Here is a 14147-nt window from a genome sequence, read left to right as displayed (position 1 = left end):
CCCCGTTGCAGCGATGCTCTCCGCCGCTGGTCAACACGCCAATATTGCTCGAGGGCGGTTCCGGGAAGCTTTGATTAAAAGGTCGATCCATCGCCAAAAGCTCCTAAGCAGCAGTCAGCACAATGTGCGTCAGCGCATCGCTCAAATCATTTGCGAGATTGAGAACCCTATTGAGATGGATCGGGGTCATTCCAAGCGAATCTGCCAGCAAAAACTGTGAGACGGGCATGTCCAGTTCGGGCTTGCTGGCCAGGCCGATGTTGCGGGCCCGCAGGTACGGTTCACACATAAGGTGAGCAACGCGCTCGATACTGGTTCTTCGCCCATGCCGTTAATCCAGGCGCGCATCGTGCCTTTTTCAACGACCTGCGCGGTATACAGCGCTTTGGTGATGCCACGATGCTTATCCATATGAGCTCTATCGATGGCCGCTAGCACCGCAGAGGCGATGGTCTGAATGCTGTGATCCATCTCGTCCAACAAGCCGCCATGATGATCGCACGAGGGGCAATCACCTTCGGATAAGATTCTTTCGTGCCGAAAATTTACGCGGCTTGGCGGTGACAGGTTTCAGGGCCTTGACGTCCGCTTTATCGAGCGGCCCGAAGCCCCGAAGCTTATCGATGAAGCGATTTTCCACACAACCGTGTCGCGCATCTTCTTACGCTATAACATTGTCCTATTATAATATCGAAAGTTGATTTGAATGATGGATTCCTTTGCTGACACTGCTATTCGTCTATGATCGTCGGCCCATTCTGCAGGCACCGGCGGCTAAGAGACTAAGTGCTCTTGCCTGACCGGAGTACGGTGCGTGACCGAGGATTTCTCGAAGGGTAACGATGGCGCTTGTCCATCTGCCAAGCCGGATCCATTGGCGTACGGGCAGGCCGCGGTGCTGCTGATTGAAAGCCTGATCCATAGTCTGATCGCGCGGTCGATCCTCAGTGTCGCCGAGGCCATCGAAGTAGTCGAAACGGCAGCCGAGGTTAATGAAGACATAAGTATCGAGCGTGGAGATCCCCCTGCTACGCTTCAAACGTCCCTCATGATCCTGAAGGCGATCAGCGCCAGCCTTTCGCTCGACCTTCCGCCTGATGATGAGCGGTAGGGCTCTGGCGAGCTTGGCAGCTTCGAAAAGCAGTTCGAGCACCCGCTCCGGCAAAGGAAGCGGCGGCAGATGGTGCGGCGTCGAGGACGGGCGGTTTTGGCCCGTTCAGTGAGCGCGTGACCGTCGCTCCTTTACAATGCCCTAACTCACACGCGAGCCTCTTCTTCACGGTGACCTTTTCGAACATGTGAGTGACGATTGAGGCGCGAGCGTCGTCGTTAACGTCCACTCAGACGGATCTAGCATCGGAAATCGGTACGTCCCAGCGCTCGAGGTACAGATGAGCCGCGAAGTCGCCGCCGCTGGGACGTATAGCCTAAGCTGTTTTTAATCGCCAGGTGATGATACGACCACGCCGGTGCACTCGAAGCATCACGCGCGGATCGGTCGCCCGACCGCCAACTCGGTACGGCGACGACTGTTGAATGTGCGCTCTATCGTGGCGTTCATGTCTCAATCGTTGGTTCGCACTGCCCAAAATCGGGGTTATTCTATTGACGACCGTCATCAGAACTCTCGCCCGATCCCGGCTGCGCCATCTTACGATGCTGCTCGGCAAGGATCGATGCAGGGGTGACGTGCGCCACCGCGGCCTGGATCTTGTTCTTCCAGCCCGACACGATGTGCGCTTCTCCCTTCATCATCGCATCCCAACCGTCGCGCGCGACATCGGCAGGATCGCTCTTGCTTTCGGATGCCCCTACGCTGGTGTCGAGCATGTCAGCGCGATCGAAGAACTCCGTCTCCACCGGCCCCGGCATTAGAGTAGTCACGGTGACACCCTTGGAATCCTTGATCTCGTTCCGCAGGGCGTCGGCGAAACTGTCCACGAACGCCTTGGTGCCGTTGTACACCGCCTGGAAGCTGCCAGGAATGAAGCCGGCGATCGAACCGGTGATCAAAATCTTGCCTTCGTTGCGCGCTACCATGTCCTGCGCCACCTTTTGCAGCAGGTAGAGCGTTCCAGTAATATTGGTATCTATGACCCGGCGCCAATCGGCGACATCCTGTTCCAGAAAGGCGTGACCCAAACCGCGCCCGGCGTTGGCGCAAAGCAGATCGACGCGTCGGCCGGCGGTAGCCTCCAGCATGGTGTCGACCCCTTCCAGCGTTGAGAGGTCTGCCTGCACCGCTTTGACGTTGACGCCATGGAGCTGGAAATCCCGGGCGGCAGCATCGATCAGCCCTTCGTCGGCGACGACGAGCAAATCGTAGCCGTTTTCAGCGGCGATGCTTGCCAATTCGAAGCCAATGCCGGTCGAAGCGCCGGTAATGATCGCAAATTTGTCTGTCATTATGCGTCTCCTATGCGGCCGCGATGGCGGTGCCTGTGAAGCCCGGCTTGAGCACCACCTTGGTCACTTCATCCTGATTGTCGTGGAACATCTTGTAGCCCTTAGGCGCGTCTTCCAGGCTCATCCGGTGCGAGATGAGGAAGGTCGTATCGATCTTGCCCTCGACGATCGCGTTGAGCAGGGCAGGCATGTAATGCTGAACACTGGTTTGCCCGGTCTTGAGGGTCAGGCCCTTTTCCATAAAGGCGCCCAGGGGAAACTTATCGACGATGCCGCCATAAACGGCCGGCATCGAAACGCGGCCGCCCTTGCGGCAAGCAACGATCGCCTGGCGGATCGAGTGGATGCGATCAGTGCCCAGGAACATCGACGCCTTGATCTGATCGACGACGTTGTCGACAAAGAAGCCGTGGGCTTCAAGGCCTACCGCATCGATCACCGCGTCCGGCCCGATGCCGCCAGTCATTTCCATCAACGCTTCGTACGTCTTCGATTCCTCGAAATTGATGGTCTCTGCGCCAAACTTACGGGCCAGTTCAAGCCGGTGCGGGAAATGGTCGATTGCGATCACCCGTGCCGCACCCATCAGAAATGCCGATTGCACCGCAAACAGTCCGACGGGGCCACATCCCCACACCGCGACCGTATCGCCGGGCTCGATGTCCGCGTTCTCGGCCGCTTGCCAGCCGGTGGGCAGGATATCGGACAAGAACAGAACTTCGTCGTCATCCATACCATCGGGAACGACGATCGGCCCCACGTCTGAGAACGGCACGCGTACGTATTCAGCCTGTCCGCCGGCATAGCCTCCGGTCAAATGGCTGTAGCCGAACAAGCCCGACATCGGCTGGCCGTACAGCTCCATGCCAATGTCTTGGTTGTCGGCCGGGTTCCCGTTGTCGCACGCAGAGTATTGGCGCTTGCCACAGTGATAGCAGTTGCCGCAAGCGATCGTGAAAGGAACGACGACCCGCTGGCCCTTTACCAGCGTTGATCCTGGCCCGGTCTCGACCACTTCACCCATGAATTCATGGCCAAGGATGTCGCCCGCCTTCATCGTGGGGATGTAACCATCGTAAAGGTGAAGGTCCGAGCCGCAGATCGCAGTGGAAGTGATCTTGATGATCGCGTCGCGCGGGTTGAGGATTTCGGGATCATCTACGGTATCGACGCGGACGTCATGCTTGCCGTGCCAGGTAAGCGCGCGCATCAGGCCTTCTCCTCTTGAAGCTGCGCGCGGGTGCGCGACGAGGTGGCGATTTCACCGGTTTCCATCAGTTGCTTGAAACGTCGCAGGTCGCGGCGAGCCTGGATCGCAGGTTCGCGCTGAAACATCTTGGCGATCAGCTTGCCGACCACGCCGGCGGGCGGATCGTAGACGATCGTCGCGGTAACCACGGTTCCACGATCACCCGCATCACGAAATTCTATTCGGCCGCTATTGGGCACCTCAGCTCCATCGGCGGAGGTCCAGGCGATCAGTTCGCCTTCCTTTTCCTCGGTGACGAGCGCGTCCCATTCTACGGTCTTTCCAGCAGGCGCCTTGACCACCCAATGCGAGCGAGTGAGCGATATGACGTCCACCCTTTCGACATTGTCCATGAACGAAGGCAGTTGCGCAAAGTCGCGCCAACAGGCGTAGAGTTCGGCGCGAGGCCGGTTGATTGTCACGGTCCTACCGATCAGGGCATCGCCTCGCGCTTCGGGAGACGCTTGCGCCGCTGCATCGCGCGTTTCGCTCGATTTCGACGTGGTGGGTGGCGCGTCGTCGCTCAGGTTTGCCATCTTGCTCTCCATGAATTCGGATATGCTGCCGGTCCAATCGAACGTGACCGCTTTCCCAACTGAACGATCGCCGCGCGGATAAGGACCCAGTACAGTCGAAAATTAATCTCGCCTCAGGCACGTTTTGCCACAACGGTCTGGTAGCATTTCAGTCCCTCGATCAGGCCCTACGACGCGCGATATGATCGGCCTCGGTCATCAGAACTTCAGCAAGGATCTCACACCGCTCGCTTTCCGAGAGTGCCGTGCCCACGACTTCGGTCTTGCAATTGTGCCGCAAAGCCTCGGTGTCAGGCGGATGAGGGCGGCAGCGGCGGCATCTTCACCCGCCCTTGCCGGGATGAGTCTGTCGAACTTTCATGACCATTTCCGCCACGCCACCGCCATGACCCCGGTGCAATATCAAAAGCTACTACGGTTGCAGGAAGCGCGGGCGAGATGCTGGCGGACCGGCGTGATGCGGCAGAGACCGGCTTCCGCGTCGGCTATCACAGTCCCTCTCGGTTCAGCAGCGAATATCGCCGCCTCTTCGGCGTTCCGCCCGTCCGTGATATGGGACGGTTAAGGCAACGCCGCAGATGACCATGGCTATTTGAAAGGGGCGAGCGTAGTTCGGTCCTATGTAGGGCGACGATACTTCCCCGTTTTGATCCGCTTCATAAACAGGGGCAGTGGCGCGATCGGAGGGAGAAAACGGGTTCGACAACACTATCTGGTCATCGTCGCTTGCAGCATAGCGTCCGCTGCCCCAGCACTGCGAACCGGACGCATTTCATGCCCCCCTCGGCACGATAATCCGGGTGCGACATAGAGACCGGCAAGAGAGTGTCGGATTCACACGCTAGAGAACAGGTTTCGCTTAACTCACAGGAGGGGCTTTTGCCGATGGCGCTATCCCACAGCTTTTAGCGACAACCGCCCGAAAAGCTGATGTTCCACAATTTGGAAGTTCAAACCAAAACCTAAGTGGCCCCAGAGGGTCGCCAACAGCTATTCACATCGAACAACAGGTGTTTGGCGCCGGTTGCCCGGCAAAACGTCCGTCGATCCAACTTAACGTTGTCTGTGCCTCGATGCGCGCGACAGTCGCATGCTCTCCGCCCTCGACCTGTTTGTAAGCTATGGTTTTGTGGGATGCACAGGCGCGGCGAGCGAAATCCCGAACCACGGCAGGCGATACAATGGTATCGCCGGTCCCCGTATAAATCATGGCAGGCACAGCTATCGCTGTGGGCGACGGGTTGTTTTGGGCCATCAGGCGAGCCCATGGCTGATGTTTGGAAAGGTCAATCTTGCTAACCGCGTTCTGAGTGATTGCGATGCCAAGGATCGTGCCAAGCCGGGGCTTGGCGTCGGGCTGGACGCAATTGTTGTTCGCCAGCCGAATCATCACATTCTGGACCTGCCGCGAACCGAACGTCGACATGGGTGCGCCATAATAGCGAGACCAGCTTGCGGCGGTGTATGACGTCAGCAACGCCCTGACGCGCAGATCCTTGCTCTCGTTGAAATTGCGCGCGAGTTCGGTGGGCGGGACGATAGCTGCGATGCCCACGAGTTGCAGGTCTGGCGCATAGCTGGCGACCATCTGCCCCGCCCACAAAACAGCGTGACCACCTTGGGACTCGCCCCAGAGAGCGAAGCGGGATCCTGCATTCGCCTGGGGTATCGCGCGCGCTGCCCGCACCGCGTCAAGCACCGAGCTGCCTTCGCTACGGCCGACTAGGACTGGGTGGACCATATCGGAGCCCAAGCCAGGATAGTCGGGGGCGACAACGCTGTATCCGCGACGGATCGCATCCTGGAGCGCCGGGATCATAGTGAAATTCGTTGCACCTATCGAAGGTGCGCAACGCTGGGCAATACCAATAAGGCCATGCGCCCAGGCGATAACGCGTGCCGGACGACTACCGGGTTTGGCGTTCGGCGCGATCACCATACCCGTGACAGCTATTGGCTTGCCGTTGTCCGAAGTCCAATATCGGATACGCCAAGCCCGCATCCCGGACGGCGCTTGGGCGACAGGTTGAGCGGTTATCAGCGACCCGATTTTCTGCGCAAAAACCGGTTCAGGGAATAGGGCGAGCGTCACCGCTAACAACGCGATCGGCTTAGTGAGAAATCGACACATCCTATCGCTCCCATGGCGTCTAAGGACGAGTATCACATCAACAAGCAGATCAGAAACCCGCTGAAAACACTGACGGCCAATCGACTGCCGGCAAACACGAAAGCGGCTGGTCTATTGATGGGCAATGAAAACTGCTAGATGGCTGGTAAGTGTCGGTATTCGTGTGTTTCGGAGCAAAATTTAGGCTCGCTTCCTTGACCGCCTGCCATGTCCCGGAAAGCTTGTTGGACTTTGTGGTTGTCGAGGCCAGCCCCATGAAAATAGAATTCCCGGGATCATATTGGGCAGAGGCTGTCAGTGCCGTTAGGCCTCATCAGCTAGTTACACTTGCCGGCCGCAGCTAGTTTCGCGCGATAGCGGCGGCCATGCTCTGCGCGCCAGGCATTTGCGTTTGCGGATCCCTCCGCGTTCAGCCGTCGTTTGTATTCAGCTTCCATCGCGCGCCGTTCGGGTCCCGGGCCAGAGTCAGCAAGGCATCGGCTCGATACTGACTTGGACCGGCCACTACCGCTTGCGATTTCACCCGACAGTTTGTTCGCCATTGTGCCTGTTGCGGTTTGCCCCATGGGAATGGGGTCTACAGGCGCGTATTGAGCCTGCGCCGCTTGATACGACAGGATGAAGATCGCGACTGACGTGACGGTCCTTAACAAATATTTCATTCGGATCTCCAACGTTCCTGATCGATGAGCAGACGAAAATCATTCCCATCCAGCGATATGCGATCGAGCGCATCGTAATTTAGCCCGATCGATCACCGGGTGCCTGGTAGAAATGTCGATCGTATCTTCGATAGCGTCCATCTTTCCAGGTGGGTTGAGCTAAGATAGCTCAGGCATAAATGCTTAGCGAAAAGCTGGGCTGGAACGACCCAGACAATCTGTACGATAGTCGAACAGGCAGCTACTTGCAGTGCACCGCAAAACTGCCCGGTGCTCCATGGCGAGGAAGTTAATTTGCCCTGCAATGATGAGGGGCGACTGACGGCTACAGTGACAACCGCAATCGGTATACCGATCGGCGGCTGAGGTATCAATTTCGCCTGCTAGTTGGTCTGTTGCCGAGCTGATCCAAGGCGTCGGGATTGTCGCGTCCCCATGCGTAGAGCAATTCAACCGGCTCAACAAAACGTATGCCGAGCTCGGTTAGACGGTATTCGACCGCCGGTGGAATATTGTTTTGGACATGACGGCTGAGCAACCCGATCTCTTCCATGTCTCGCAGCGTCTGCACCAGCATCTTTTTCGAAATGCCGGGAAGGGTTCGCTGCAACGCCCCGGTGCGGCAGGCCCCACCATGGCGGGCATGTAAGGTATGCAGCACCATGCTGGTCCATTTGGTGGCGAAAAGCGATAACACCCGGCGCGGGGCGCAATCCTCTCGCCATTCTTCTTCGACGGTACCGGGGAGCATGACTGGTTACCTTTCGGTGCCTAGTGACCTGTTTGGTGCCGTCTAGAACCAACCGCCCTCCGTGCCTAGCTCAGGTTTTCTTGAATGACACGAAGGTGACGATGATGTCGAAGACGGCTTTGGTAGTGGGTGCAACCGGCATCGTGGGGGGTGCGACTGCCGCATTGCTGGTCGAGAAGGGCTGGACAGTCTATGGGCTTTCCCGGCGCCCGGTCGAACAGAACGGCGTAGTGCCGATCGTTGCCGACCTGCAGGATAAACAGGCCACCTCTTCAGCGCTCGCGGATTTTGACCCTGAAGCGGTCTTCATCACCACGTGGCTACGCCAGGAAAGCGAAGCGGAAAACATCCGGGTGAACGCCGATATGGTTCGCAACCTGCTGGCCGGTTTGCCGATGCCTTCAGGATCGCGCCACGTCGCGCTGGTCACCGGGCTTAAGCATTATCTGGGCCCTTTCGAGGCATACGGTAAAGGACGCCTGCCCCAGACGCCCTTTCGCGAGGAGCAAGGCCGGCTTGATGTCGAAAACTTCTACTATGCTCAGGAAGATGAACTGTTCGCGGCAGCGCAGCGCGATGGTTTTACCTGGAGCGTTCATCGCCCCCATACGGTCATCGGCAAGGCGGTTGGCAACGCCATGAACATGGGAACGACCCTGGCGGTCTATGCCTCCTTATGCCGAGATACCGGTCGGCCATTCATCTTCCCCGGTTCGGCTGCGCAATGGAACGGCCTGACCGACATGACAGACGCCGGGCAGCTGGCGCAGCATCTATTATGGGCGACGGAAACCGAAGCTGCCCATAACGAAGACTTCAATGTGGTCGATGGCGATGTATTCCGCTGGCAGTGGATGTGGAGCCGAATAGCAGACTGGTTCGGCATCGACGCAGAACCGTTTGATGGAACTGTGCGGCCATTGGAAAAGCAGATGGCGGATGATGCCAAAACCTGGCGAATGATAGCTGAGCGCGAGGGTCTCACTGAGCCGGATTTGTCACGTCTCGCGTCTCCGTGGCACACCGATGCTGATCTTGGCCGACCAATCGAGGTTGTCACGGACATGTCAAAAAGTCGGCGACTCGGTTTTACGGCATATCAATCAACCGACGAGGCCTTTTACGCGCTGTTCGAACAGCTTCGCGCGGATAGGCTCATCCCGTAGTGTGCGCACGCGAGAGAGACACGCAGACGTTCCGTGCGAGGATGCCAAATTTTGTGCGAAAGTCACGGAGTAGGCCTACGCCCGACGGATGATGGCAATACAGCGTGCTCGACGTGTGACGGTCAATGCAAGGCTTACTTTGGATATGCCAAAGCGCCTAGCAGGTTATGCACGTCAATCCACATCCGCTTGACGTTCTTCCCGCTGCGCAGCGCGAAGAATCTCACTAGACTGAGCAAAAGGACAACTACCCCGGAAATAAGTGCGATGGCGTAGAGCAGCGAGATTGCCCCCATGACAGGCATAGCGATCTCTTGATGAATCATAAGACCAACCTGCTGGTGCAGGACATCTATGAATTGCGCCACCGGGGTGGGTCAACGCTCCTCGACCTGCAGCTTTCAATTGGCATCGGGCGCAGCGTAGAACGTCTTTCGCAGCCATGCTCGTCGCCGCTTCGGTCGCCGCCCTGCCAACTCACGCGCGCGGGCTGCGCACGCCCGGTACGAAGATTGACTTGATAGGACCTGGCAGCCTCCGGATGCGCCGCCAGGACTGCATCCACCAGTTCGGGAGTTCGTTCGATCCACACCGGTCCAGCCAGCGTGCTCGGGGGCGAGGCCCAACGCTTGTTTTGCTCAGAATGGATCAAGTTTGCTGGCAGATGGTTAGAGCAACTCCCATCAGGAGAACATCATGAACACGGATAGTACGATCTCAACGCTTAACGGCCTGATCAAAACGACTCTAGATAGCATGAAAGGCTACCAAGACGCCGCTAAGGATGCTGAGAGCACTCAGTTCGCTACGATGTTCGCGGAGTTCGCGCGGGACCGTAGTGCTGCGGCGACCGATCTTCAGGCCGAAGTTCGCCGATTGGGCGGAAACCCGGAGGACGACAGCAGCTTCCTGGCGGCGGCTCACCGGACCTTTATGGATTTGAAGCAGGCGATCACTGGCAAAGACGACAAAGCGATCATTCAAGAAGTTGAGCGTGGTGAAGATCACATCAAAGCCAAGTTCGAAGACGCGCTGCGCGACACAGACTTGGAGCCTTCATCACGTTCTGCTGTGGAAAAGGCTTTTGTATCGGTCAAAGAAGGCCACGATAAAATGAGCGCGCTAAAGCACAGCATACGATAATTTCTTGAGGCCGCCCCTTTGCGGGCGGCCTTATTCATATGAGCGACGGCTGATCGGCAGCTTCTCTGTCATCTGTAGCATTTCACAAATATGCATTAAGTCTTACACCAAAGCGATGAGCGAAGGGTCGAACTCAGGCATCCATTTTGGCTTGGGAGCGTCCGGGATCGGGGCAATCCTCAGTGTGATATGGAACCGGTAATCAATGCTTCGCTCAATCACCGCGCAGTGCGCGGCAGTGGAACGCGTTGGAAGTCACCCTCCTGCTGAGCGAAAGAGCGGGCCGGTCCCTCGCGGATGGCGCGTCTGGCTTGTAACGCTGGGGTATATCGCCGATAGCGCCGCCGATGACAGCCGAACCCGTCCCCGCCGCCATGCATCCTCGCGAATTCGTCGCCTTCGTCGCCGCAGTCATGGCCGTAAACGCACTGGGCGTCGACCTGATGCTGCCTGCCTTAGCTGACATAGGCCGTGAGCTTGCTATAAGCGATGCCAATCATCGACAGTGGATCGTCACCGTCTACATGGTCGGCTTCGGCGCAGGACAGCTGGTATATGGCCCTCTCGCGGACCGGTTTGGCCGGAGACCGGTCCTCGTCGGCACCCTGATCGGCTTCGTTGCCGCCAGTGTGTTTGCGGCAGGTTCGGCTACGTTCCCAGCGCTGCTCGGCGCGCGCTTGTTGCAGGGGCTGATGTCGGCATCTACCCGTGTACTCGCGGTAGCTATCGTCCGCGATGGCGCATCCGGACGGAAGATGGCTCGCACCATGTCTGTCGCGCAAATGATCTTCTTCGTCGTGCCGATCCTGGCGCCGACGCTGGGCCAGGCGCTGCTCGCGTTCGGGCCATGGCGGTTCATCTTCTATGCGCTTGGCGCTTTCGCCGCTTTCGTGCTCGCATGGACGCTTGTGCGCCTGCCAGAAACTCTGCCAGTTACAAGCCGGGTGCCGATCTCCTTGATTGCCTTGCGACGTAGTTACTGGCTTACGCTCACAAACCGATTCTCCATCGGCTACGCGGTGGCAGCCTCCCTTACGTTTGGCGGGATCATCGCCTTCGTCTCATCTTCACAGCAGATTTTCGTTGATGAGTTCGGCGCTGGGGCCCACTTTACATGGCTGTTCGCGATCTGCGCCGGCGCCATGGGACTGGCAGCCTTCGCCAACAGCCGGCTTGTGGAGAAGCTGGGAACGCGAATGATTTCGCAGACGGCATTGCTCGCGTTGATTGGGCTCTCCATACTGCATGTACTGATCATCTTTGCCGGGCTGGAAACCCTTACGAGCTTTACAATCCTCCAGGCACTTAGCATGACCTCGATCGGGCTGTGCAGCTCCAACTTCGGATCCATGGCGATGGAGCCGGTCGGCCACATCGCAGGAACGGCCTCGTCGGTACAGGGCTTCGTCACCAGCATCGGCGCAGTGATGGTGGGTTCGGCCATCGGCCAGGCTTATGCAGGCACGACGTTGCCGCTGGCAGTAGGCTATCTGAGCATCGGCGTGGCAGTGCTCGCCATTGTCTACTGCATCGAAGGCGGTCGGCTGTTCCGCGCCCGTGAGGCGTAAACGAAGAGTTAGGAGGTCAACGGCTGCGACCGATGACGATTTGGCCGCCTGTCCTCTTTCCTTCAGCGAAGTTACAGTCACCTTCAGAATAGCCGCTCCCGAGGCCGCCTCGTTCAGCCACGCGCAGCTCTACGCCATACGCCACCGATAATGCTGCCTGATGCTTCACAGAAGTGGTCTCACCGATGAGACGCGCGACCTCGTCAGGACTTAAAACGGTACGCAACGATCGAGGGTACTTGACGAAGTAAAGCCTGGGGGAGAAATCGGGTCGACCGATTGTAAGTGTGACGAAAGCGCTACTTGCCTGACGTAAGTTGCGAAATGCAGGAGGTTCACAACCCGGGCGACGCGGTTACTTTGACCGGGCCTTTCGCCGGTTCCCTGTTGTCGGCGGTCCATAAATTGACCAGCCCGTTTTCGCTGACAGCATTTCCAAGGCACGAATGCCTTGAATAGAATTCCCATTCTGGTCGAGATTAGTAGACCACACGGCAATAGACGCCACTTCCGGCATGATCGCCAGAATGCCCCCACCCACACCGCTTTTCCCTGGCAGACCAACTCGTAAGGCAAAATCGCCAGAACCGTCATAATGGCCACAAGTCGCCATTAACGCGAGTATCTTGCGCATACGATTAGCCGTGGCATTGTCTTGGCTAGTAGCAGATACGAGCCGGGTTCGGCAGAGAAACATGGAAGCCCTGGCAAGATCGGCGCAACTTAAAAGGACGGCGCACTGTTCGACATATTGCCGCATCACGTCGTCGGGATCCGAAAACAGATTGCCATGATGGCGCATGAAACTAATCATCGCGCGGTTCAGGTCGCCCCCCTTTTCCTCACTGGCCAAAACCGCTTCATCAAGATCGATTGCGTTAACAGCAAGCTCGCGCTTCAAAAGCTCGACAACCGATTTTGGCCTATCACCGTTGCCGTGTTGGCAAAGGATATCCGCGATGGCCAAGGCACCGGCATTTACGAATGGGTTCCGTGGAATGCCATGATTGCGTTCCAAATCGATAATGGAATTAAATGGATCACCTGAAGGCTCCCTCCCCACTCGGCTGAACACTTCGTCGGCAATGGCGCTCATAGCAATTTCCAGGGCAAACACCTTCGCCACGCTCTGCAACGGGAAAGCGGTAGACGAAGCCCCGCATTGAATTACTTCCCCATCGAGCAGTGCAATTGCTATGCCCAAGGGCTGGGGAGTGGCCTCTGGATCCTTTGCGTCGGCGGCCGCTTCAATGTTTTTCGCATTGCGCGCGATGTCTGCAACGATCTCGTCGAGCGTGGCCTGCAATTCATGATGATCCATCTAGTCGCATCCCCGGCAGCTTGTAGGTAATGTTTGTAAGGTCCTTTGGGGGGTGGTTGCTAAACGACCCCGGCTACCAGACCAAGCGACTGCGCCTTCTGGGCCTCGATATACCAGTTGGCCGGGGCGCGATGTTTGAGTTCATCAAGACTGACAGAAGAGCCTCGAATGAGGTTCTCGAAACCCTCATTCTGCATCTCAATCGATGCGACAAGTTCGTTCACGCTCGCCTGAGCGGTCGCGAGACAGCGGGTTAGCGGTCCACGCAGCTCTATGTCTTTTGTCATCGAGCGCTCATGGACCATTAGCCGGGCGCCACGGCATAAATAGCGGTTGGCATTCGTAAAATAGCTCATGAAGGTAACGCCGGCGGAGTAGACGACCGCCTTGCCCAGAAACACGAGGCGAAGCGTATCAACCATGAGATCGCTGTGAAAGCGGATGTCCTCGCCCATCATCCGAGCTATTTCGGGATCACCTCCCAGCGTTGACATCTCGCAGACCACCAAGCCAGTCTCCGGTGCCGACGACAGCTGCTCGCGGAACTTTTCATACATGTCCTCATCAACATTACCTGCCAGAAAAATAGCAGGATGTTTGAGATCAGCAGGCTGCAAAGTGGTCATCAATCGTTCTCCATCACCTTGATGTACAACGTGACCACCACGCCAATGATCCTAGATATTTCGATCGCTGGTCCGATCGTGCGAAGCAAGCCTAGCAGAGCTACCACTCGGAATTTCCGGGCAGAATAACTTCGCCTTGTAGTCGTCTATAAAATTGGGAGTCACTCGGATGTCACTTGAGCGTTTCCGCCGCCGCCGCGAGCGAATCTATCTAACGGGCGGCTCGCCTCAGCTGCAGCATCGCATCTTTCTATTGCTTCCCTTCCAGCGAACTGATCTGCCCGCACCGAGTGGACCGATTGGTCTGTTAGTGCATTAAGCTCATCGCCGCCATCCGGCAGAGGTGGAGCGAAGCGTGACGAAGAAATGATGGATCCACTGCCGGTCGCGTGCAGAATTCGTATAATCGGGCATGCGAATGCGTGACAGAATGATCGTTTCCTCGGTTCAGCGCATCGGCAGGCAACGGTTAACTTCACTTATGATAGGTGGCAGGATGGAAAGAAGAGCATCTAAGTCTGCCCAAACTTCGCGGGGCGGCCCCTTCAGTCGGGAAGCCCAGCGTCAGCTTCCTTAAGCCTTGTACCG

Annotated in this window: 13 protein-coding genes; 4 read left to right on the top strand and 9 right to left on the bottom strand. The window is 57.5% G+C overall.

The features are described from left to right. Positions 1-186: 186 nt before the first annotated feature. Positions 187-480 (bottom strand): hypothetical protein, encoded by a 294-nt coding sequence (locus ACZ1JM_RS04665; RefSeq protein ID WP_465131958.1) that lies wholly within the window; start codon positions 478-480, stop codon positions 187-189. Between the two features lie 334 nt (positions 481-814). Here ACZ1JM_RS04665 and ACZ1JM_RS04660 point away from each other — a divergent pair, with 334 nt between their 5' ends. After that, positions 815-1111, top strand: a complete 297-nt coding sequence (locus ACZ1JM_RS04660; protein ID WP_465131957.1) for a hypothetical protein — start codon at positions 815-817, stop codon at positions 1109-1111. Between the two features lie 491 nt (positions 1112-1602). Here the strand turns inward: ACZ1JM_RS04660 and ACZ1JM_RS04655 are convergent, their stop codons facing one another. The 5 genes from ACZ1JM_RS04655 to ACZ1JM_RS04635 all read right to left on the bottom strand — a co-directional run bounded on the left by ACZ1JM_RS04655 (position 1603) and on the right by ACZ1JM_RS04635 (position 7735). Beyond that, positions 1603-2406: an SDR family NAD(P)-dependent oxidoreductase gene (locus ACZ1JM_RS04655; RefSeq protein ID WP_465131956.1), complete on the bottom strand. Its 804-nt coding sequence runs from the start codon at positions 2404-2406 to the stop codon at positions 1603-1605. Between the two features lie 10 nt (positions 2407-2416). Next, positions 2417-3616 carry a zinc-dependent alcohol dehydrogenase gene (locus tag ACZ1JM_RS04650; RefSeq protein ID WP_465131955.1) on the bottom strand — a complete coding sequence of 400 codons (1200 nt, stop codon included), beginning with the start codon at positions 3614-3616 and terminating at the stop codon, positions 2417-2419. After that, complete coding sequence (locus tag ACZ1JM_RS04645) at positions 3616-4191, bottom strand: SRPBCC family protein (RefSeq protein ID WP_465131954.1); 576 nt, start codon at positions 4189-4191, stop codon at positions 3616-3618. Before ACZ1JM_RS04645 ends, ACZ1JM_RS04650 begins: the two co-directional genes overlap by 1 nt. Positions 4192-5185: 994 nt before the next feature. Further along, positions 5186-6130, bottom strand: a complete 945-nt coding sequence (locus tag ACZ1JM_RS04640; protein WP_465131953.1) for an alpha/beta fold hydrolase — start codon at positions 6128-6130, stop codon at positions 5186-5188. A 1224-nt stretch (positions 6131-7354) separates the two neighbouring features. Next, positions 7355-7735 (bottom strand): winged helix-turn-helix transcriptional regulator, encoded by a 381-nt coding sequence (locus tag ACZ1JM_RS04635; RefSeq protein WP_465131952.1) that lies wholly within the window; start codon positions 7733-7735, stop codon positions 7355-7357. Between the two features lie 104 nt (positions 7736-7839). Here ACZ1JM_RS04635 and ACZ1JM_RS04630 point away from each other — a divergent pair, with 104 nt between their 5' ends. Next, the gene (locus ACZ1JM_RS04630; RefSeq protein ID WP_465132582.1) at positions 7840-8901 is read left to right on the top strand and encodes an SDR family oxidoreductase; all 1062 of its coding nucleotides are present in this window, start codon (positions 7840-7842) and stop codon (positions 8899-8901) included. 134 nt (positions 8902-9035) lie between these two features. On the opposite strand, the gene ACZ1JM_RS04625 is transcribed toward ACZ1JM_RS04630, so the two are convergent. After that, positions 9036-9269 (bottom strand): PepSY domain-containing protein, encoded by a 234-nt coding sequence (locus ACZ1JM_RS04625; protein WP_465131951.1) that lies wholly within the window; start codon positions 9267-9269, stop codon positions 9036-9038. Between the two features lie 328 nt (positions 9270-9597). Between ACZ1JM_RS04625 and ACZ1JM_RS04620 the strand changes: the two genes are divergently transcribed. Then, positions 9598-10044, top strand: a complete 447-nt coding sequence (locus ACZ1JM_RS04620; protein ID WP_465131950.1) for a ferritin-like domain-containing protein — start codon at positions 9598-9600, stop codon at positions 10042-10044. 347 nt (positions 10045-10391) lie between these two features. After that, entirely contained in the window at positions 10392-11612 is a 1221-nt protein-coding gene (locus tag ACZ1JM_RS04615) for a multidrug effflux MFS transporter (RefSeq protein WP_465131949.1), read from the top strand. A 355-nt stretch (positions 11613-11967) separates the two neighbouring features. Here ACZ1JM_RS04615 and glsA read toward each other — a convergent pair whose 3' ends face one another. Together glsA and ACZ1JM_RS04605 are read right to left on the bottom strand one after the other, a co-directional pair. Beyond that, a complete protein-coding gene (gene glsA, locus ACZ1JM_RS04610) occupies positions 11968-12933 on the bottom strand; it encodes a glutaminase A (protein ID WP_465131948.1) in 966 nt (321 codons plus the stop codon). Positions 12934-12992: 59 nt separating this feature from the next. After that, positions 12993-13559: a peptidase S14 gene (locus ACZ1JM_RS04605; RefSeq protein WP_465131947.1), complete on the bottom strand. Its 567-nt coding sequence runs from the start codon at positions 13557-13559 to the stop codon at positions 12993-12995. Positions 13560-14147: the final 588 nt, after the last annotated feature.

The organism is Novosphingobium sp. BL-S-24 (assembly GCF_055521575.1).
This window is presented reverse-complemented; position numbering and strand designations above follow the sequence as displayed.